The following is a 20,589-nucleotide window of genomic DNA, read 5'->3' on the forward strand; positions in this document are numbered from 1 at the left end:
AATATGGAGCATCTGCACATGAAAACCCGTACCCAACAGATCGAAGAGTTACAAAAAGAGTGGACCCAACCGCGCTGGGAAGGCATTCGCCGTCCGTACAGCGCAGAGGAAGTGGTGAAGTTACGCGGCTCGGTTAACCCGGAGTGTACGCTGGCGCAGAACGGCGCGGCGAAAATGTGGGATCTGCTGCACGGGGGGTCTAAAAAAGGTTATATCAACAGCCTCGGCGCACTGACTGGCGGTCAGGCATTGCAGCAGGCGAAGGCCGGCATTGAAGCTATCTATCTTTCCGGCTGGCAGGTCGCGGCGGATGCTAACCTGGCCTCCAGCATGTATCCGGATCAATCTCTTTATCCGGCGAACTCGGTGCCGTCAGTGGTAGATCGGATCAACAATACCTTCCGCCGTGCGGATCAGATCCAGTGGGCGGCGGGCATTGAGCCCCACGATCCGCGCTTTACTGATTATTTCCTGCCGATCGTCGCCGATGCGGAAGCCGGTTTCGGCGGCGTGCTGAACGCCTTTGAGCTGATGAAATCCATGATTGAGGCCGGTGCAGCGGCCGTACACTTTGAAGATCAGCTGGCGTCGGTGAAGAAGTGTGGGCATATGGGCGGGAAAGTGCTGGTGCCAACTCAGGAAGCGATCCAGAAGCTGGTTGCCGCGCGTCTGGCTGCTGACGTGCTCGGCGTGCCGACGCTGGTCATTGCTCGTACCGATGCGGACGCAGCGGACCTGATCACCTCTGACTGCGACCCGTACGACAGCGAATTCATCACCGGCGAACGCACCAGCGAAGGGTTCTATCGCACGCATGCCGGTATTGAACAGGCGATCAGCCGCGGCCTGGCGTATGCCCCTTACGCCGACCTGGTCTGGTGTGAAACCTCCACGCCGGATCTGGCGCTGGCGAAGCGCTTTGCCGATGCGATTCATGCGAAATATCCGGGCAAGCTGCTGGCCTATAACTGTTCACCGTCCTTCAACTGGCAAAAAAATCTGGACGACACGACCATCGCCAGCTTCCAGCAGCAGCTGTCGGATATGGGCTACAAGTACCAGTTCATCACCCTGGCGGGTATCCACAGCATGTGGTTCAACATGTTCGACCTGGCGCATGCCTACGCACAGGGCGAAGGCATGAAGCACTATGTTGAGAAGGTACAGCAGCCAGAATTTGCGGCGGGCAAAGAGGGTTACACCTTCGTTTCGCACCAGCAGGAGGTGGGAACCGGCTATTTCGATAATGTGACCACGATTATTCAGGGCGGGACTTCCTCCGTCACGGCATTAACGGGCTCAACGGAAGAAGCACAGTTCTGATCTTTCCCCCTCTCCCCCCCGGGGAGAGGGTTGGGGTGAGGGGGAATATATGTCGCGTGGTCTGGAATTACTGATAGCCCAAACTATTTTGCAGGGCTTCGATGCCCAGTATGGCCGCTTTCTGGAAGTTACCTCTGGCGCGCAACAGCGTTTTGAGCACGCCGACTGGCATGCGGTTCAGCAGGCCATGAAGCAGCGTATCCATCTTTATGATCACCATGTAGGTCTGGTGGTGGAACAACTGCGCTGTATCACCGACGGTAAAAGCCCGGATGCGGAATTTTTACTGCGCGTGAAAGAGCATTACACCCATCTGTTACCCGACTACCCGCGCTTCGAGATTGCGGAGAGCTTTTTTAACTCCGTCTATTGCCGGTTATTTGACCACCGCTCATTATCTCCTGAGCGGTTATTTATCTTCAGCTCCCAGCCCGAGCGACGCTTCCGTACCATTCCGCGTCCGCTGGCGAAAGATTTCTTTCCCGATCGCGGCTGGGAAAAGCTCCTGCACCGCGTCTTAACGGATTTGCCGCTGCGCCTGCCGTGGCAGAATAAACCCCGGGATATCGGCTATATCCACGCGTATCTCAGTGAAACCTTCGGTGAGGCGGTGCTCAGCCGCAGCCATTTGCAGGTTGCCAACGAGCTTTTCTACCGGAATAAGGCCGCCTGGCTGGTGGGTAAACTGGTTACGCCGACAGCCATCGTGCCGTTTCTGCTGCCCATTCACCGTACCGACGACGGCGAACTGTTTGTCGATACCTGCCTGACTACCAGCGCTGAGGCGAGTATCGTATTTGGCTTCGCCCGCTCCTATTTCATGGTCTACGCCCCGCTGCCCGCCGCCCTGGTGGAGTGGCTGCGCGAGATCCTGCCGGGCAAAACCACCGCCGAGCTGTATATGGCGATTGGCTGTCAGAAGCATGCCAAAACGGAGAGTTATCGGGAATACCTGCGTTATGTCACCACGGCTGATGAGCAGTTTATCGAAGCGCCGGGTATCCGCGGCATGGTGATGCTGGTTTTCACACTGCCGGGATTCGACCGGGTGTTTAAGGTGATTAAGGATAAATTCGCCCCGCAGAAAGAGATGACCGCAGCCCACGTCCGTGCCTGCTATCAGCTGGTAAAAGAGCACGATCGCGTCGGGCGAATGGCCGATACCCAGGAGTTTGAAAACTTTGTGCTGGATAAGCAGCAGATCGATCCGGCGCTAATGACGCTGTTAATGCAGGAAGCGCCGACGAAAATTACCGATCTTGGCGATAAGATTGCGATCAGCCATCTCTACATTGAGCGCCGTATGGTGCCGCTAAATATCTGGCTGGAACAGTCAGAGGGCCAGGCTTTACGTGATGCCATCGAAGAGTACGGCAACGCCATCCGCCAGCTCGCCGCTGCCAATATTTTCCCCGGGGATATGCTGTTTAAAAACTTCGGCGTCACCCGTCACGGGCGGGTGGTGTTCTACGATTACGATGAAATTTGCTACATGACCGAGGTGAACTTCCGCGATATCCCGCCGCCGCGCTACCCGGAAGATGAACTGTCCAGCGAGCCGTGGTACAGCGTCTCGCCGGGCGATGTGTTTCCGGAGGAGTTTCGCCACTGGCTGTGTGCGGACCCACGCATCGGGCCGTTATTTGAAGAGATGCATGCCGATCTGTTCCGCGCCAGCTACTGGCGCGGGCTGCAAACGCGGATTAAAAACGGGCACGTGGAAGATGTCTACGCTTACCGCCGCAAGCAGCGGTTTTGCATCCGCTTTTCTCCCTCTCCCGCAGGGTAAGGGCATCATGTTTTCTCCCTCTCCCTGTGGGCTGAGGGATCCCCAGTAATTTTTTTATGCAGAAGCAATAAAGTTGCTTTCTAAATGACTGAGGGCTGTCAGCGATGCCCTGGTCCGGCTGTAAATCGCTGAGGCGTTTGCCTTCCGGCCGGGGCGAGGCGCAGGGATGCGCCGAGAGGGCGGCTTTACAGGGACGTTGCCTCCGCCCGTACCCGATAAGCCGGAAGGAATAAGCCGAGGGCACCGCGAAGCGGCGATTTACCGCCGGGAGCCCGGGTCGCCAGGGTGGTGGCGACTGAGCCACCCTGGCACGTTCACCGGTCATGTCGTTACAGAGTAGCAAGGAACATAAAGTGAACGGAATGACCACCACCGCCGTATGTTCCCCTCACCCTAACCCTCTCCCCGGAGGGGCGAGGGGATTGCTCAGTGCTCGCATTAATTTGTGGGGAACCCTCAGCCCACAGGGAGAGGGCCGGGGTGAGGGCACCAGACCGCTCTCAATCCTAGCGAATCCCACCATACGCCAGCGTCACCTCTTTTGCGGCCTTAATCACCAGCGCACCCAGCTCGGTGACGCGGTCGTCGGTCATACGTGAAATCGGCCCGGAGATGGAGATGGCGGCAAACGGCTCGCGGTGTTCGTCGAAAATACAGGACGCGAGGCAGCGCAGCCCGAGGGCATGTTCTTCGTCATCAAACGAATAGCCGCGCTTGCGGGTCAGAGCCAGATCTTCTTTCAGATGCACCGGCGACACCAGGGTGGCGTGGGTGTAGGCGTGCAGACCTTTACGGTGCAGCAGACCCGTCACCTGCTCTTCGCTAAGCTGCGAGAGAAACGCTTTCCCTGCGCCAGAGGCATGCATCGGCAGCTTGCCGCCAATCGGTGCGGACATGCGCATCAGCTGCGTACACTGCACCTGGTCGATGATAATCGCCTGATGATCGCTCTGATCCAGCACGGCCAGGTTTACCGTCTCGCCGGACTCCTCCATCAGCTTGCGCAGAATCGGGTGGACAATCGCCAGCAGGTTGCGGCTTTGCAGGAAGCTGCTGCCGACAATAAACGCATGTGCGCCCACCGCCCAGTGTCCCAGCTCGCCCACCTGACGCACGAAGCCCAGCTGCTGCATGGTGGTCAGCAGACGGTGCGTGGTGGAGTTCGGCAGGCCAGCCTGCTGCGCCAGCTCTGTCAGGGCCACGCTACCATGCGATTCGGCTATCCATTCCAGCAGCTTCAGGCCGCGCGTCAGGGATTGAACCTGTCCGCCAGGTTGTGCAGCGGTGGTTGCAGCAGGTTTTCTGCCGCGTTTAGCGGGAACGGTCGTAACCATGACGAACTCCTTTTTCTGTATCGTGGAAATCATTTTCGTTTTATTTGGTGGTTTTGCAACCGCTTTCCTGACTGATCGGAGGAGTGATAGTGAACATGTCTCATGTTACCGCTGTGTGACTTTTCGACCCTTAGAGATTATGCCAGTATGGAACGCAGCCTTTTGGCCATGTTGAACGTTGTCGGGAGCAAGTGTGAGCAGCAAAGTAGAGCAACTGCGTGCGCAGTTAAATGAACGAATTCTGGTGCTGGACGGCGGCATGGGCACCATGATCCAGGGCTATCGTCTGAGTGAAGACGATTTCCGCGGCGAGCGCTTTGCCGACTGGCCTTGTGACCTGAAAGGAAACAATGACCTGCTGGTGTTGAGCAAACCCTCTGTCATCAGGGATATCCACAACGCCTACTTCGAAGCGGGTGCGGATATTGTAGAAACCAACACCTTCAACTCGACAACCATCGCCATGGCGGATTACCAGATGGAATCCCTGTCGGCGGAGATCAACTTTGAAGCGGCGAAACTCGCCCGCGCCTGCGCCGACGAGTGGACGGCCCGCACGCCGGACAAGCCGCGCTATGTTGCTGGGGTGCTGGGTCCGACCAACCGCACCGCGTCGATTTCTCCGGACGTGAACGATCCAGCCTTCCGCAATATCACCTTTGACCAACTGGTGGCCGCGTATCGTGAGTCCACTAAAGCGCTGGTGGAAGGCGGTTCCGACCTGATCCTGATTGAAACCGTATTCGACACTCTCAACGCCAAAGCTGCAATTTACGCGGTGAAAGAGGAGTTCGAGGCGCTGGGTGTTGACCTGCCGATCATGATTTCCGGCACCATCACCGATGCCTCGGGGCGCACGCTTTCCGGCCAGACAACCGAAGCGTTTTATAACTCTCTGCGCCATGCCGAAGCGCTCTCCTTCGGCCTGAACTGCGCGCTGGGGCCGGACGAGCTGCGCCAGTACGTGCAGGAGCTTTCGCGCATCGCAGAGTGCTACGTCACCGCCCACCCGAACGCCGGTCTGCCGAATGCATTCGGTGAGTACGATCTGGATGCCGACACCATGGCGGCGCAAATCCGCGAGTGGGCCGAATCTGGCTTCCTCAACATCGTCGGCGGCTGCTGCGGCACCACGCCGGAGCATATCGCCGCCATGAGCCGCGCCGTCGCCGGGCTTGCACCGCGCAAGTTACCCGAGCTTCCGGTAGCCTGCCGTCTGTCCGGCCTTGAGCCGTTGACCATCGGCGACGACAGCCTGTTTGTGAACGTGGGTGAACGTACTAACGTTACCGGTTCTGCGAAGTTCAAGCGCCTGATCAAAGAAGAGAAGTACAGCGAAGCGCTGGACGTTGCCCGCCAGCAGGTGGAGAGCGGCGCGCAGATTATCGATATCAACATGGACGAGGGGATGCTCGACGCCGAAGCGGCGATGGTGCGTTTCCTCAACCTGATTGCCGGTGAGCCGGATATCGCCCGCGTGCCGATCATGATTGACTCTTCCAAATGGGACGTCATCGAAAAGGGGCTGAAGTGCATTCAGGGCAAAGGCATCGTTAACTCCATCTCAATGAAAGAGGGTGTCGATACCTTTATCCACCACGCGAAGCTGGTGCGTCGCTACGGGGCCGCCGTGGTGGTGATGGCCTTCGATGAAGTGGGCCAGGCCGATACCCGCGAGCGCAAAATTGAGATTTGCCGCCGGGCGTACAAAATTTTGACCGAAGAGGTGGGCTTCCCGCCGGAAGACATTATTTTCGACCCGAACATCTTTGCTGTCGCAACCGGCATTGAAGAGCACAACAACTACGCCCAGGACTTTATCGGCGCGTGTGAAGACATAAAACGCGAGCTACCGCATGCGCTAATTTCCGGCGGCGTGTCGAACGTCTCGTTCTCGTTCCGCGGCAACGACCCGGTGCGTGAGGCCATCCACGCCGTGTTCCTCTACTATGCCATCCGCAACGGGATGGACATGGGGATCGTTAACGCCGGACAGCTGGCGATTTACGACGACCTGCCCGCAGAACTACGCGACGCAGTAGAAGATGTGATCCTCAACCGTCGCGACGACGCCACCGAACGCATGCTGGATCTGGCGGAAAAATACCGCGGCAGTAAAGCTGACGAATCAGCCAACGTTCAGCAGGCCGAATGGCGTTCCTGGGATGTGAGAAAGCGTCTGGAATACTCGCTGGTAAAAGGCATTACTGAGTTCATTGAGCAGGATACCGAGGAAGCGCGTCAGCAGGCAGCCCGTCCGATTGAAGTGATCGAAGGGCCGCTGATGGACGGCATGAACGTGGTCGGCGATCTGTTCGGCGAGGGCAAAATGTTCCTGCCGCAGGTGGTGAAATCCGCCCGCGTCATGAAGCAGGCCGTGGCTTATCTTGAGCCGTTTATCGAAGCCAGCAAAGAGAAGGGCTCCAGTAATGGTAAGATGGTCATTGCCACCGTGAAGGGCGACGTGCACGACATCGGCAAAAACATTGTCGGCGTGGTACTGCAATGCAATAACTACGAAATTATCGATCTTGGCGTGATGGTCCCGGCGGATAAAATCCTCAGGACCGCTCGCGAAGTGAATGCGGATCTGATTGGTCTTTCCGGGCTGATTACGCCGTCGCTGGACGAAATGGTCAACGTGGCAAAAGAGATGGAGCGCCAGGGCTTCACTATTCCGCTGCTGATTGGCGGGGCAACCACCTCGAAAGCCCACACCGCAGTGAAAATCGAGCAGAACTACAGTGGGCCGACGGTGTATGTCCAAAACGCCTCGCGCACCGTGGGCGTGGTCTCCGCGCTGCTGTCTGACACCCAGCGCGATGACTTTGTCGCCCGCACCCGCAAAGAGTATGAAACCGTCCGCATTCAGCATGGACGTAAGAAACCGCGCACGCCGCCGGTTTCGCTTCAGGCGGCGCGCGATAACGATCTGGCGTTCGACTGGTCCAGCTATACGCCGCCGGTCGCGCACCGTCTGGGCGTGCAGGAGGTGACGGCCAGCATCGAAACGCTGCGTAACTACATCGACTGGACGCCGTTCTTCATGACCTGGTCGCTGGCGGGCAAATATCCGCGCATTCTTGAAGATGAGGTAGTAGGCGAAGAGGCGAAACGCCTGTTTAAAGATGCCAACGATATGCTCGACAGACTGAGCGCAGAGAAAGCCCTCAACCCGCGCGGCGTGGTGGGGCTGTTCCCGGCGAACCGCGTGGGCGACGATGTTGAAATTTACCGCGATGAAACCCGCACCCATGTGCTGGCCGTGAGCCACCATCTGCGCCAGCAAACCGAGAAAGTGGGCTTTGCCAACTACTGCCTGGCGGATTTCGTCGCACCGAAACTCTCCGGTAAAGCCGACTATATCGGCGCCTTTGCGGTGACCGGCGGTCTGGAAGAAGACGCGCTGGCGGACGCGTACGACGCACAGCACGATGATTACAACAAAATCATGGTGAAAGCGATCGCCGATCGCCTGGCGGAAGCCTTTGCTGAGTACCTCCACGAGCGCGTACGTAAGGTGCACTGGGGCTACGCGGCGAATGAGAATCTCAGCAACGAGGAGCTGATCCGCGAAAACTACCAGGGCATTCGTCCGGCGCCGGGGTATCCGGCCTGCCCGGAACACACCGAGAAGGGCACTATCTGGAAACTGCTCGACGTGGAAGCGCATACCGGCATGAAACTTACCGAGTCGTTCGCCATGTGGCCGGGCGCGTCCGTTTCCGGCTGGTATTTCAGCCACCCGGACAGCAAGTACTTCGCCGTGGCACAGCTTCAGCGGGATCAGATTGAAGACTACGCCCTGCGAAAAGGCATGAGCGTGTCTGAGGTGGAACGCTGGCTGGCGCCGAATTTAGGCTACGACGCAGACTAACGTCACTTTTCCTTACAACAAACAGGGCACCGCTATGGTGCCTTGTCTCTTTCTTACGTTTAAACCCTTATACTGGAATAAAGTTCTTACTATATTGCCCGGCGGCGCTGCGCTGACCGGGCCTGCGCGTAGGCCGGATAAGGCGTAGCCGCCATCCGGCAAGATAACGCGCAACAAGCCTCAGGAAAACAGATAACGATAAGGAGGAAAACCCACTGTGTTGACGTTGTTACACCTGCTCTCCGCAGTCGCACTGCTGGTATGGGGCACCCATATCGTTCGTACCGGCGTGATGCGCGTGTTTGGCGCACGTTTACGTACTGTTCTCAGCGGCAGCGTTGAGAAGAAGCCGCTCGCCTTCTGTGCGGGTATTGGCGTCACGGCGCTGGTGCAAAGCAGCAACGCCACCACCATGCTCGTCACCTCGTTCGTGGCGCAGGATCTGGTGGCACTCGCCCCGGCGCTGGTGATTGTCCTTGGCGCCGACGTCGGTACCGCGCTGATGGCACGTATCCTGACCTTCGATCTCTCCTGGCTGTCGCCGCTGCTGATTTTTATTGGCGTCATTTTCTTCCTCGGCCGTAAGCAAAGCCGTGCCGGGCAGCTTGGCCGCGTCGGTATTGGCCTCGGGCTGATCCTGCTAGCGCTGGAGCTGATTGTGCAGGCAGTTACGCCGATTACCCAGGCCAACGGTGTGCAGGTCATTTTCGCCTCGTTAACCGGCGATATTATGCTGGATGCGCTGATCGGCGCGGTGTTTGCCATTGTCAGCTACTCCAGCCTGGCAGCGGTCCTCCTGACGGCGACCTTAACCGCTGCGGGCGCGATCTCTTTCCCGGTGGCGCTATGCCTGGTCATCGGTGCGAATCTTGGCTCTGGCCTGCTGGCGATGCTTAACAACAGTGCAGCCAATGCTGCCGCCCGACGGGTGGCGCTGGGGAGTTTGCTCTTCAAGCTGGTGGGTAGCCTGATCATTCTGCCGTTTGTGCACCCGCTGGCGAACCTGATGGACAACCTCTCTCTGCCGAAAGCGGAGCTGGTGATCTACTTTCACGTCTTCTACAACCTGGTGCGCTGTCTTGCGATGGTGCCGTTTGCCGCGCCGATGGCCCGCTTCTGCGAGCGGCTTATTCGTGATGAACCGGAGCTGGACGCGCGCCTTAAACCGAAGCATCTGGACACCTCGGTGCTGGACACGCCCGCGCTGGCCATCGCGAATGCCGCCCGCGAAACGCTGCGCATGGGTGACGCGATGGAAACCATGCTGGAAGGGTTGCAAAAGGTGATGCACGGCGAGCCGCGCGAAGAAAAAGAGCTGCGCAGGCTGGCGGACGATATCAACGTGCTGTATACCGCCATCAAGCTCTATCTGGCACGGATCCCCCAGGACGAGCTGGCGGAAGAGGAGTCGCGCCGCTGGGCGGAAATCATTGAGATGTCGCTTAACCTGGAGCAGGCTTCGGATATTGTCGAGCGTATGGGCAGTGAAATCGCAGACAAATCCCTGGCCGCACGTCGGGCGTTTTCTGTCGAAGGGCTGAAGGAGCTGGAAGCGCTGCACGAACAGCTGGTCAGCAACCTGAAGCTGGCGATGTCGGTCTTCTTCTCCAGCGACGTGCCGAGCGCGCGCCGCCTGCGCCGCAACAAGCACCGTTTCCGCATCCTCAACCGGCGCTACTCGCACGCCCACGTTGAGCGTCTGCACCAGCAGAACGTGCAGAGTATCGAAACCAGCTCGCTCCACCTGGGGCTGCTGGGAGATATGAAGCGTCTTAACTCATTGTTCTGTGCGGTGGCATACAGCGTGATGGAGCAGCCGGATGAAGACGATGAGCGGGATGAGTATTAATCTCTGAAAGCGCCTCGCAAAACGGTTTTGTGAGGCGTGACTACCATAAAGAGCAATTTATTCTTCAACCCTTACATTTTTAAGGGAATAGGAAGTGCTCAATTATTACGCTACACTTCGCCAGTTCATGCGCATTCCAATGGGGGTTCTCATGCGCGGTGCTAATAGCATTAAAAAATCAGTGAATGTTTCCCTGTCGCCGGACATTCTTGAAGAGGCGCGAAGGCTTAAACTTAACCTTTCTGCCGTGCTAACGGCGGCTTTGCAGGAGCAATTTCGTGAACATCGGCGCGCAGAGTGGCTTGAAGAAAAATAAAGCTTCTATGGTCGCTCCCGCCGTTGAGGTCGCGGGAAAACCCTACGTGGTGATGATGCACATGATGGCAGGCATATCGCTAAAAGAGTTAGGTGAACGCGTTGCCGCTCGTACTAACAGCAGTGCTTCATTGCGGGATGCACTCGATTTTCTGATCAGCGGTTACTAGGACTTTTTTGTCAGGCGCAAGGTAAGGTATATTTCGCCCTTCACAGGAGAAACTATGCTGCCAACTCAATCAACCCGATTAAACAAATACATTAGCGAGAGCGGGATCTGCTCACGTCGCGAGGCTGACCGTTACATTGAACAGGGTAACGTGTTTCTTAACGGCAAACGCGCCACCATTGGCGATCAGGTGGTACCTGGCGATGTGGTGAAAGTGAATGGTCAGGTCATCGAACCGCGTGATGCCGAAGACCTGGTGTTTATCGCGTTGAACAAACCGGTTGGGATTGTCAGCACCACGGAAGATGGCGAGCGGGACAACATTGTTGATTTCGTGAACCACAGCAGCCGCATTTTCCCGATTGGCCGTCTGGATAAAGACTCTCAGGGGCTGATTTTCCTCACCAACCACGGCGATCTGGTGAACAAAATTCTGCGTGCCGGTAACGACCACGAGAAAGAGTACATCGTGACGGTGAACAAGCCGGTCACGGACGAGTTCATCCGCGGGATGGGCGCTGGCGTGCCGATTCTGGGCACCGTGACGAAGAAGTGTAAAGTCAAAAAAGAAGCACCGTTCGCGTTCCGCATCACGCTGGTTCAGGGCCTGAACCGCCAGATCCGCCGCATGTGCGAGTACTTCGGTTATGAAGTGACGAAGCTGGAACGCACGCGCATCATGAACGTCAGCCTGTCTGGCATCCCGCTGGGCGAGTGGCGTGACTTAACGGATGACGAGCTGATCGAGCTGTTCAAACTTATCGAGAACTCCTCGTCCGAAGCGAAGCCGAAAGCTAAAGCCAAACCGAAAACGCAGGCGATTAAGCGTCCGGTGGTGAAGGCACCGCAGGCGGAAGAGAAAGGGCGAGGCAAGCCGGGCAACGGAAAACGCTTTACCCAGCCGGGGCGCAAAAAGAAAGGGCGCTGATTAGCGCCTTCCACGGGTTGATGTGCTGGCGGACCAGGAAAAAGTCGCCTCTGCGTCGGGTTTATACGCCAGCTCTTTTTTCAGCTTGCGGGCTTTTTTCGCCGCGGCATCACGTTGCGCCATCAGCTTATCGATGTACTCTTTTTTAACCTGATTGGTTTCGGCGTTCGTCAGCGTGCGGCCATGCGCGATGCGGGCGCGGTCGAGAAGCGTTTTAAGTTCGCGCTGCTCGGCTTCGGTCATGTCTTTCTGGGTCAAACGTGGTGTAGCCATTGCTGAAGCCTCCTGATGGGGAGGCTTCAGTGTAAAGCAAGCCGGCTCAATTAACCCTGTTTCACCGCATCTTTTTTCGGTTGGTCATCAATCGGCTTACCGGACCAGTACCCTGCTAACAGCGAACCGGACAGGTTGTGCCAGACGGAGAACAGCGCTCCCGGTAGCGCCGCCAGTGGTGAGAAGTAAATTTTACCCAGCGCCGCCGCCAGGCCAGAGTTCTGCATCCCCACTTCGATCGCCAGCGTGCGGCAGGTGGATTCGTCGAAACCAAACAGCTTTCCACCCCAGTATCCGCCCAGCAGACCAATGGTGTTATGCAGCACAACCGCGACGATCACTACAAAGCCCACCGAAGCAATGTGCGATGCGGAACCGGCTACCACGGCGCTGATAATGGCAAGTATGCAGACCATCGAAAACGCGGGCAGATACGGCTCAACCGCTTTCACCACCCGCGGGAAGAGATGGTGGATCACCAGTCCCAGCGCAATCGGGATCACCACGATTTGCAGAATGCTGAGCAGCATGCCCATCACATCCACCTGGATATGCGCGTCCACGTACAGGCGGGTTAACAGCGGCGTGGCAATCACGCCCACCAGCGTGGAAACGGAAGAGATAGTGACGGAGAGCGCCACGTCGCCTTTCGCCAGATAGATCATGACGTTAGATGCCGTGCCGCTGGCGACGCTCCCCACCAGCACCATCCCGGCGGAAAGGTCGGGCGGCATCTTAAAGGCCATCGCCAGCAGCCAGGCCGCGAGCGGCATCACCAGGTAGTGCAGGAAAATCCCTGCGGCAACCGGTGCCGGGCGAGACAGCACGCGTTTGAAATCGTCAATTTTTAGATGCACGCCCATGCCGAACATAATCAGCATCAGTAGCGTGGTGACCCACGGACCAATGCCCGTGAACGTGGTGGGAGTGTAATACGCGAGTACGGAGAGCAGCAGCGCCCATAACGGGAACAGCCGGGTGATAGCGGAGAGCATAGTGAATTCCTTGCAGTATTGTCGTGTTGTTTTGTTATAAAAAAGCCGGGTCTGTGCCCGGCTTATGGATAATGTTTATCGTGCTAACGAATTTTATTCAAATAAATTCTGATGAAGTTTCTGCACAACCTGCTCGGCCTGATCGGCAGGGACCAGGAAGCAGAGGTTGTAGCTGGAGGCGCCGTAGCAAATCATGCGGATGCTGAACGGGTCGAGCACGCCGAACACCTCTTTGCCCACGCCGCACGCGCGCGACAGCTTATTACCGATGATGGCAACCAGCGCCAGATCTTCTTCCACCTCCACGCGGCACAGCTCGGAAAGCTCAATCAGCAGCGACTGCGTCAGCAGGGTGTCGCCGGTAGAGGTGGAGCCGGTGGTGTCGAGCGTCAGCGCAATGCTGACTTCTGACGTGGTGATCAGGTCCACGGAGATATTGTGGCGCGCCAGGATGCCAAACACTTCCGCCAGGAATCCGCGGGAGTGCAGCATATTATGGCTGTGCAGGGTAACCAGCGTCTGCTTACGACGCAGGGCAAGCGCGCGGAACAGCGGCGGGTTCTCGGTTTTCTTGCAGACCAGCGTCCCGCCCGCTTTTGGATCTTTACTGGAGCCAACGAAGACCGGAATGTCGCTGCGCACGGCGGGCAGCAGCGTGGCCGGATGCAGCACTTTCGCGCCGAAGGTGGCCATTTCAGCCGCTTCTTCAAAGGCGATCACGTCAATGCGTTTTGCCGCAGAGACCACGCGCGGGTCGGTGGTGTAAATGCCCGGCACGTCCGTCCAGATATCCACGCGGGTGGCATGCAGGGCTTCACCCAGCAGGGCGGCGGTATAGTCGCTGCCGCCACGGCCCAGCGTGGTTGTGCGCCCTTTGGCTTCGCTGCCGATAAAGCCCTGGGTGATCACTATGCCTTCATCCAGACGCGGGGCAAGCTGCTGGTTAGTGAGCTCTGCCAAAGCTTCCACGTCCGGCTCGGCGCGGCCAAAGCGGTCGCTGGTGCGCATTACTTTACGCACGTCGAACCACTGCGCCTGAATATTGCGCTCGCGCATGATCTCAACGAACAGCAGGGTGGACATCAGTTCGCCGTGGCTGACCAGTTCGTCGGTTAGAGCGGTAGAGGTTGCCAGTGAAGCGGCTTCTGCCAGGGTAGTGATATTTTCCAGCAGGCGTTCCACTTCCTCACGAATGACGTTCGGGTTTTGCAGACGCTCAAGGATGTCGAACTGAATTTTGCGCAGTGCATCCAGCTTCACGAAACGCTCGGTCGCTTCCAGTCCTTCAGACAAAGAAACCAGCAGGTTCGTCACGCCGGCTGAGGCGGAGAGCACCACCAGGCGGGTATTCGGATCGGCCAGCACCACATCGGCGCTGCGGTTCATGGCAGCGTAGTCTGCCACACTGGTGCCGCCAAACTTGGCGACCACAAAACTCGTCATAACAACCTCGTGTCAGGGAATGAATAGAGCGACCTTGGCACAAGAATGAAGCGAGAACAGGTGCAGGCGCAAAATACGGCCCTATAAATAAAATGCGGGGGAGGTCCTGTCAATGCTGGGATTATGCGGATTTTTCATGGGGGGGTACCCCTCAGAAACAGGACTTATAACAGGCCCATATTTTATGCTCCTTTTTACCCCTTTTTGACCAACATTTCGCCACGCCGGAAGGGCGCGACAGCAGCTATACTTTTCGGGTCTTTTCACCTGCGTTTGATGCAGACCAGGGCAATGGCATAAAAACCATCACAATTTTTATTTGCAGGCGCTACAATCGACCGCAGTCACAATTCTCAAATCAGAAGAGTATTGCTATGAAAAACATCAACCCAACGCAGACCGCTGCATGGCAGGCACTACAGAAACATTTTGATGAAATGAAAGACGTCACTATCGCGGATCTGTTCGCGAAAGATGCCGATCGTTTCAGCAAGTTTTCCGCCACCTTCGATGACCTGATGCTGGTGGATTTCTCTAAGAACCGTATCACCGAAGAGACGCTGGCGAAGCTGCAAGATCTGGCGAAAGAGACTGAGCTGGCAGATGCCATCAAATCCATGTTCTCCGGTGAGAAGATCAACCGCACCGAAGACCGTGCCGTGCTGCACGTGGCGCTGCGCAACCGTAGCAATACTCCAATTATCGTTGACGGCAAAGATGTGATGCCGGAAGTGAACGCGGTGCTGGAAAAGATGAAAACCTTCTCTGAAGCGATCATCTCAGGTCAGTGGAAAGGCTACACCGGCAAAGCGATCACCGACGTCGTAAACATCGGTATCGGCGGCTCTGACCTCGGCCCGTTCATGGTGACCGAGGCGCTGCGCCCGTACAAAAACCATCTCAACATGCACTTCGTGTCCAACGTCGATGGGACTCACATCGCTGAAGTGCTGAAAAAGGTGAACCCGGAAACCACGCTGTTCCTGGTGGCGTCTAAAACCTTCACCACTCAGGAAACCATGACCAACGCCCACAGCGCGCGCGACTGGTTCCTGAAAACCGCGGGCGACGAAAAGCACGTGGCGAAACACTTCGCGGCGCTGTCCACCAACGGTAAAGCGGTAGGTGAGTTCGGTATTGATACTGCGAACATGTTTGAATTCTGGGACTGGGTGGGTGGCCGCTACTCACTGTGGTCTGCGATCGGTCTGTCCATCATCCTGTCCGTCGGCTTCGACAACTTCGTTGAGCTGCTCTCCGGCGCGCACGCGATGGACAAACACTTCTCCACCACCGCGCCTGAGAAAAACCTGCCGGTGCTGCTGGCGCTGATCGGGATCTGGTACAACAACTTCTTCGGCGCTGAAACCGAAGCGATTCTGCCGTACGACCAGTATATGCACCGCTTTGCGGCCTACTTCCAGCAGGGCAACATGGAATCCAACGGCAAGTACGTTGACCGTAACGGTAACGCGGTGGATTATCAGACTGGCCCAATCATCTGGGGCGAGCCGGGCACCAACGGTCAGCACGCGTTCTACCAGCTGATCCATCAGGGCACCAAAATGGTACCGTGCGATTTCATCGCCCCGGCGATTACGCACAACCCGCTTTCCGACCACCATCCGAAGCTGCTGTCTAACTTCTTCGCCCAGACCGAAGCGCTGGCGTTCGGTAAATCCCGCGAGGTGGTTGAGCAGGAGTACCGTGACCAGGGTAAAGATCCGGCAACCCTGGAACACGTTGTGCCGTTCAAAGTGTTCGAAGGCAACCGTCCAACTAACTCCATTCTGCTGCGTGAAATTACGCCGTTCAGCCTGGGCGCGCTGATTGCCCTCTACGAGCACAAGATCTTCACTCAGGGCGCTATTCTGAACATCTTCACCTTTGACCAGTGGGGCGTTGAGCTGGGCAAACAGCTGGCAAACCGCATTCTGCCAGAGCTGGGTGACGATAAAGCAATCGACAGCCACGACAGCTCCACCAATGGTCTGATTAACCGTTATAAAGCATGGCGTGCGTAATAAATATGTCATGAACAATGCCGGCGATATGCCGGCATTTTTTTATCGGATAATTCCTGATGTCTGTTAGTTATCTCAAATTCTGAATCTGAGTTTAATCCGAAAAACACGGTTACCCCGTTAATTGCTGAGGGTTATTTTAAGAAAATACGGAGTGATACTTTAATGGGTTTATATTATAACTGTTTGATAATGAATGGTTATCTATTTCAATAATTATTTTTTCTTTTCATTTTTAACCATTAGTCTGAAAACCTCATCCCTATTTACCCCCACGGTAAACCCACTGCTTTAGTTGTGTATACTCGAATCCGCCTGAATTTCTTTTCGGGCAAATCTCCATTCATTCATTGAAGGGAAATTGTTATGAAGAAAGTACTGTATGGCATTTTTGCCATATCTGCGCTTGCGGCGACGTCTGTCTATGCAGCTCCGGTCCAGGTCGGGGAAGCAGCAGGGTCGGCAGCGACGTCTGCGTCTGCGGGGAGTTCTACCGCAGCCAGCACCAGCGCCGTAAGTTCAGCCGTGGGTGTCGCGCTGGCGGCAACCGGTGGCGGTGATGGCTCCAATACCGGAACCACGACCACTACGACGACCAGCACCCAGTAATACCGGGTGTTTTAATCATAACCACACTTCGGTGTGGTTATTTCGCCCCTTCGGAGAAGAGTCGTGAAGCGACCTGCAATCATCCTGATTTGCCTGCTGTTGCAGGCGTGCTCAGCTACCACCAAAGGGCTGGGCCACTCACTGTGGGACAGCATGTTCGGCACGCCGGGCGTGCATCTGACCGATGACGAACTTCAGAACATGCCGTATGCCAGCCAGTACATGCAGCTAAACGATGGTCCGCAACTGTTTGTGGTGCTCGCTTTCGATGAAAACGGGCAGCAGAAATGGGTGACGCAGGATCAGGCCACCATCGTGACTCAGCATTCCCGAATCGTGAAAACGTTGCTCGGCGGCGACAACCTGCTTGAGGTAAACAACCTGGCTGAAGATCCGCTCATCAAGCCGAATCAGATCGTCGATGGCGCAAGCTGGACGCGCACAATGGGCTGGACCGAGCACAAACAGGTGCGCTACGCCACGGCCCGCTCCACCTTCCGCTGGGATGGTACGGACAGCGTCAAAGTGGGCAGCGACGAAACGCAGGTGCGCGTGCTGGATGAAGAGGTGACAACCGATCAGGCCACCTGGCATAACCGCTTCTGGGTGGACGAAGAGGGGCAAATCCGCCAGTCCTTACAGTATCTCGGTGCCGGTTTCTTCCCGGTGAAGACCACCCTGATCAAGGCGGCGAAATCATGAAAATGTTCATTCACGTTGCGCTTCTCGCCAGCCTGGCCTCGCCGCTGGCGTGGTCTGCGGGAACGGTACAGGTCTACACCCCGGACAGCGAAAAACCTAAAACCTTAACCAATGCCGGGTATCTGCTCGATCTGGTGGGGCAGCCGAGGCTGGCGAAAAGCTGGTGGACCGGGGCGGTTATCAGCGAGCGTCAGGCGACGATTGTAGCGGAACAAAAACATCAGGCGCTGCTCACCCGACTGAGCGGGCTGGCACAACAGGAAGATGCTGACGATGCCGCGGCCATTACTAGCCTGCGTCAGCAGCTTCAGGCGGTTAAGGTGACGGGTCGCCAGAAGGTGAATCTCGATCCGGATGAGGTGCGCGTCGCCGAAAACGGCAATCCGTCGCTGGAAGGGGACTATACCCTGTGGCTGCCAGCTCAGCCTTCCACCGTCACCGTGATGGGGCTTATCAGCAGCCCTGGCAAAAAGCCGTTTACGCCGGGCCGGGACGTCGTGAGCTATCTCGACGAGCAAAGCTTGCTCAGCGGTGCGGATAACAGCTATGCCTGGGTGGTCTATCCGGACGGGCATACGCAAAAAGCGCCGGTGGCTTACTGGAATAAACGCCATATCGAACCTATGCCAGGCAGCATCATTTTTGTCGGTTTTGCCGACCATTTCTGGACGAAAGCGTATGACGGGCTTAATGCCGATATCCTTCGCTCCCTGATACAGCGGATACCGGAATAATGAAAAAAACCTATCTCTACAGCATGCTTGCACTATGCGTGAGTGCCGCCTGTCATGCAGAAACGTATCCGGCACCCATCGGCCCGTCGCAGTCCGATTTTGGCGGCGTGGGCTTACTGCAAACCCCGACCGCGCGTATGGCCCGCGAGGGGGAAATCAGCCTTAACTATCGCGATAACGATCAGTACCGTTACTACTCTGCGTCCGTGCAGCTATTCCCCTGGCTGGAGACCACGCTGCGCTACACCGACGTGCGTACAAAACAGTACAGCAGCGTGGACGCCTTCTCCGGCGATCAGACCTATAAAGACAAAGCCTTCGACGTGAAGCTGCGCCTGTGGGAAGAGAGCTACTGGATGCCGCAGGTCTCCGTCGGGGCGAAAGACATTGGCGGGACCGGCCTGTTTGATGCGGAATACATCGTTGCCAGCAAAGCCTGGGGACCGTTTGATTTCTCGCTGGGTCTTGGCTGGGGCTACCTCGGCACCAGCGGCAACGTAACCAACCCGTTCTGTACCTACAGCGACAAATACTGCTACCGCGATAACAGCTACAAAAAAGCGGGTTCCATCAACGGTGACCAGATGTTCCACGGCCCGGCCTCGTTGTTTGGAGGCGTAGAGTATCAAACGCCATGGCAGCCGCTGCGCCTGAAGCTGGAGTACGAAGGCAATAACTACAGCGAAGATTTTGCCGGCAAGATTGAGCAGAAAAGCAAGTTTAACGTCGGCGCCATTTACCGCGTCACCGACTGGGCCGACGTTAACCTCAGCTATGAGCGCGGTAATACCCTGATGTTTGGCTTTACGCTGCGCACCAACTTTAACGACATGCGGCCGCGCTACAATGATAACCCGCGGCCCAAATACCAGCCGGAGCCGCAGGATGCGATCATTCAGCACTCCGTGGTAGCGAACCAGCTGACGCTGCTGAAATATAACGCAGGCCTGGCGGATCCGAAGATCCAGACCAAAGGCGATACGCTGTACGTCACCGGCGAGCAGGTAAAATACCGCGACTCCCGCGAAGGGATCGAGCGCGCCAACCGGATCGTCATGAACGATCTGCCGGAGGGGATCCGCACGATCCGCGTGACGGAGAACCGTCTCAACCTGCCGCAGGTCACCACTGAAACCGATGTTGCCAGCCTTAAACGTCATCTTGAAGGCGAACCGCTGGGACATGAAACCGAGCTGGTGCAAAAACGCGTTGAGCCGGTGGTGCCAGAGAGCACCGAGCAGGGCTGGTATATCGATAAATCCCGCTTCGATTTCCATATCGATCCGGTGCTGAACCAGTCCGTGGGTGGGCCGGAAAACTTCTACATGTATCAGCTGGGCGCGATGGCGACGGCGGATCTGTGGGTGACCGACCACCTGTTGACCACCGGTAGTCTGTTCGGCAACCTTGCCAACAACTACGACAAATTTAACTACACCAACCCGCCGAACGATTCAAAACTGCCGCGCGTGCGTACCCGCGTTCGCGAATATGTGCAGAACGATATCTACGTGAATAACCTGCAGGCCAACTACTTCCAGTACTTCGGTAACGGCTTCTACGGCCAGGTTTACGGTGGCTATCTGGAAACCATGTTCGGCGGCGCGGGGGCGGAGGTGCTTTATCGTCCCGTCGACAGTAACTGGGCGTTTGGGATTGATGCCAACTACGTGAAACAGCGTGACTGGCGCAGCGCGCAGGACATGATGAAGTTCACCGACTACAGCGTCAAAACCGGCCACCTGACCGCCTACTGGACGCCGTCGTTCGCACAGGATGTGCTGGTGAAAGCCAGCGTCGGACAGTACCTGGCGGGCGATAAGGGCGGCACGCTGGATATCTCCAAACACTTCGACAGCGGCGTTGTGGTAGGCGGTTATGCCACCATCACCAACGTTTCGCCAGACGAGTACGGGGAAGGGGACTTCACCAAAGGGGTGTATGTGTCGATTCCGCTGGATCTGTTCTCGTCAGGCCCAACCCGCAGCCGTGCGGCAGTGGGCTGGACGCCGCTGACGCGCGACGGCGGTCAGCAGCTTGGACGTAAGTTCCAGCTGTATGATATGACCAGCGATAAGAACATTAACTTCCGCTGATGCTTGTTTGCCCGGTGGCGCTGCGCTTACCGGGCCTACGAGAATATTTTTGTAGGCCGGGCAAACGCAGTGCCGCCCGGCAAGAATGTTCATGTGGACAAAACATAAACAAAAAATATAGATCCCCGT

Annotated in this window: 15 protein-coding genes and 1 pseudogene; 12 read left to right on the forward strand and 4 right to left on the reverse strand. The window is 56.8% G+C overall.

Going from position 1 to position 20,589, the window contains the following annotated elements:
* Positions 1 to 18 precede the first annotated feature (18 nt).
* Positions 19 to 1,323, forward strand: coding sequence for an isocitrate lyase (gene aceA, locus ACQG2Q_RS01395; protein ID WP_023299080.1), 1,305 nt, complete (start codon positions 19 to 21; stop codon positions 1,321 to 1,323).
* A 49-nt stretch (positions 1,324 to 1,372) separates the two neighbouring features.
* Complete coding sequence (gene aceK, locus ACQG2Q_RS01400; RefSeq protein WP_058677321.1) at positions 1,373 to 3,112, forward strand: bifunctional isocitrate dehydrogenase kinase/phosphatase; 1,740 nt, start codon at positions 1,373 to 1,375, stop codon at positions 3,110 to 3,112.
* A 506-nt stretch (positions 3,113 to 3,618) separates the two neighbouring features.
* On the opposite strand, the gene iclR is transcribed toward aceK, so the two are convergent.
* Positions 3,619 to 4,446, reverse strand: a complete 828-nt coding sequence (gene iclR / locus ACQG2Q_RS01405) for a glyoxylate bypass operon transcriptional repressor IclR (RefSeq protein ID WP_022646720.1) — start codon at positions 4,444 to 4,446, stop codon at positions 3,619 to 3,621.
* Positions 4,447 to 4,639: 193 nt separating this feature from the next.
* On the opposite strand from iclR, the gene metH reads away from it, so the two are divergent.
* The 5 genes and pseudogenes from metH (at position 4,640) to rluF (ending at position 11,584) form a co-directional block, all read left to right on the forward strand.
* Positions 4,640 to 8,323 carry a methionine synthase gene (metH, locus tag ACQG2Q_RS01410; protein WP_023299082.1) on the forward strand — a complete coding sequence of 1,228 codons (3,684 nt, stop codon included), beginning with the start codon at positions 4,640 to 4,642 and terminating at the stop codon, positions 8,321 to 8,323.
* Positions 8,324 to 8,540: 217 nt separating this feature from the next.
* Positions 8,541 to 10,172 carry a Na/Pi cotransporter family protein gene (locus ACQG2Q_RS01415; protein WP_022646722.1) on the forward strand — a complete coding sequence of 544 codons (1,632 nt, stop codon included), beginning with the start codon at positions 8,541 to 8,543 and terminating at the stop codon, positions 10,170 to 10,172.
* 94 nt (positions 10,173 to 10,266) lie between these two features.
* Positions 10,267 to 10,482 (forward strand): annotated as a pseudogene (locus ACQG2Q_RS01420) (type II toxin-antitoxin system CcdA family antitoxin); the annotation flags it as partial.
* Between the two features lie 13 nt (positions 10,483 to 10,495).
* Positions 10,496 to 10,657: a CcdB family protein gene (locus ACQG2Q_RS01425; RefSeq protein ID WP_080394701.1), complete on the forward strand. Its 162-nt coding sequence runs from the start codon at positions 10,496 to 10,498 to the stop codon at positions 10,655 to 10,657.
* Positions 10,658 to 10,711: 54 nt separating this feature from the next.
* Positions 10,712 to 11,584 (forward strand): 23S rRNA pseudouridine(2604) synthase RluF, encoded by an 873-nt coding sequence (gene rluF, locus ACQG2Q_RS01430; protein ID WP_022646725.1) that lies wholly within the window; start codon positions 10,712 to 10,714, stop codon positions 11,582 to 11,584.
* On the opposite strand, the gene ACQG2Q_RS01435 is transcribed toward rluF, so the two are convergent.
* The 3 genes from ACQG2Q_RS01435 to lysC form a co-directional block, all read right to left on the reverse strand.
* Entirely contained in the window at positions 11,585 to 11,857 is a 273-nt protein-coding gene (locus ACQG2Q_RS01435; RefSeq protein ID WP_045620921.1) for a DUF3811 domain-containing protein, read from the reverse strand.
* A gap of 50 nt (positions 11,858 to 11,907) precedes the next feature.
* Positions 11,908 to 12,852 (reverse strand): ketopantoate/pantoate/pantothenate transporter PanS, encoded by a 945-nt coding sequence (gene panS / locus ACQG2Q_RS01440; RefSeq protein ID WP_023295757.1) that lies wholly within the window; start codon positions 12,850 to 12,852, stop codon positions 11,908 to 11,910.
* A 93-nt stretch (positions 12,853 to 12,945) separates the two neighbouring features.
* Positions 12,946 to 14,295: a lysine-sensitive aspartokinase 3 gene (gene lysC, locus ACQG2Q_RS01445; protein WP_022646727.1), complete on the reverse strand. Its 1,350-nt coding sequence runs from the start codon at positions 14,293 to 14,295 to the stop codon at positions 12,946 to 12,948.
* Between the two features lie 374 nt (positions 14,296 to 14,669).
* On the opposite strand from lysC, the gene pgi reads away from it, so the two are divergent.
* The 5 genes from pgi (at position 14,670) to ACQG2Q_RS01470 (ending at position 20,460) form a co-directional block, all read left to right on the forward strand.
* Positions 14,670 to 16,319 carry a glucose-6-phosphate isomerase gene (gene pgi, locus ACQG2Q_RS01450; protein ID WP_022646728.1) on the forward strand — a complete coding sequence of 550 codons (1,650 nt, stop codon included), beginning with the start codon at positions 14,670 to 14,672 and terminating at the stop codon, positions 16,317 to 16,319.
* Between the two features lie 366 nt (positions 16,320 to 16,685).
* Positions 16,686 to 16,928 carry an exopolysaccharide production protein YjbE gene (yjbE, locus tag ACQG2Q_RS01455; protein WP_003860341.1) on the forward strand — a complete coding sequence of 81 codons (243 nt, stop codon included), beginning with the start codon at positions 16,686 to 16,688 and terminating at the stop codon, positions 16,926 to 16,928.
* 63 nt (positions 16,929 to 16,991) lie between these two features.
* Complete coding sequence (locus tag ACQG2Q_RS01460; protein WP_003860339.1) at positions 16,992 to 17,630, forward strand: YjbF family lipoprotein; 639 nt, start codon at positions 16,992 to 16,994, stop codon at positions 17,628 to 17,630.
* Positions 17,627 to 18,364, forward strand: coding sequence for a capsule biosynthesis GfcC D2 domain-containing protein (locus ACQG2Q_RS01465; protein WP_096216822.1), 738 nt, complete (start codon positions 17,627 to 17,629; stop codon positions 18,362 to 18,364). The genes ACQG2Q_RS01460 and ACQG2Q_RS01465 overlap by 4 nt, the downstream gene beginning before the upstream one ends.
* The gene (locus ACQG2Q_RS01470; RefSeq protein WP_023299084.1) at positions 18,364 to 20,460 is read left to right on the forward strand and encodes a YjbH domain-containing protein; all 2,097 of its coding nucleotides are present in this window, start codon (positions 18,364 to 18,366) and stop codon (positions 20,458 to 20,460) included. The genes ACQG2Q_RS01465 and ACQG2Q_RS01470 overlap by 1 nt, the downstream gene beginning before the upstream one ends.
* The last annotated feature ends 129 nt before the right edge of the window (positions 20,461 to 20,589 follow it).

It is taken from the genome of Enterobacter cloacae complex sp. 370H10 (assembly GCF_050031535.1).
Lineage (GTDB): Bacteria > Pseudomonadota > Gammaproteobacteria > Enterobacterales > Enterobacteriaceae > Enterobacter > Enterobacter intestinihominis.

Coding starts and splice junctions, on each gene's coding strand:
- aceA (WP_023299080.1), top strand. CDS start 19: ATGAAAACCCGTACCCAACAGATCGAAGAGTTACAAAAAGAGTGGACC.
- aceK (WP_058677321.1), top strand. CDS start 1,373: ATGTCGCGTGGTCTGGAATTACTGATAGCCCAAACTATTTTGCAGGGC.
- iclR (WP_022646720.1), bottom strand. CDS start 4,446: ATGGTTACGACCGTTCCCGCTAAACGCGGCAGAAAACCTGCTGCAACC.
- ACQG2Q_RS01425 (WP_080394701.1), top strand. CDS start 10,496: ATGGTCGCTCCCGCCGTTGAGGTCGCGGGAAAACCCTACGTGGTGATG.
- rluF (WP_022646725.1), top strand. CDS start 10,712: ATGCTGCCAACTCAATCAACCCGATTAAACAAATACATTAGCGAGAGC.
- ACQG2Q_RS01435 (WP_045620921.1), bottom strand. CDS start 11,857: ATGGCTACACCACGTTTGACCCAGAAAGACATGACCGAAGCCGAGCAG.
- panS (WP_023295757.1), bottom strand. CDS start 12,852: ATGCTCTCCGCTATCACCCGGCTGTTCCCGTTATGGGCGCTGCTGCTC.
- lysC (WP_022646727.1), bottom strand. CDS start 14,295: ATGACGAGTTTTGTGGTCGCCAAGTTTGGCGGCACCAGTGTGGCAGAC.
- pgi (WP_022646728.1), top strand. CDS start 14,670: ATGAAAAACATCAACCCAACGCAGACCGCTGCATGGCAGGCACTACAG.
- yjbE (WP_003860341.1), top strand. CDS start 16,686: ATGAAGAAAGTACTGTATGGCATTTTTGCCATATCTGCGCTTGCGGCG.
- ACQG2Q_RS01465 (WP_096216822.1), top strand. CDS start 17,627: ATGAAAATGTTCATTCACGTTGCGCTTCTCGCCAGCCTGGCCTCGCCG.
- ACQG2Q_RS01470 (WP_023299084.1), top strand. CDS start 18,364: ATGAAAAAAACCTATCTCTACAGCATGCTTGCACTATGCGTGAGTGCC.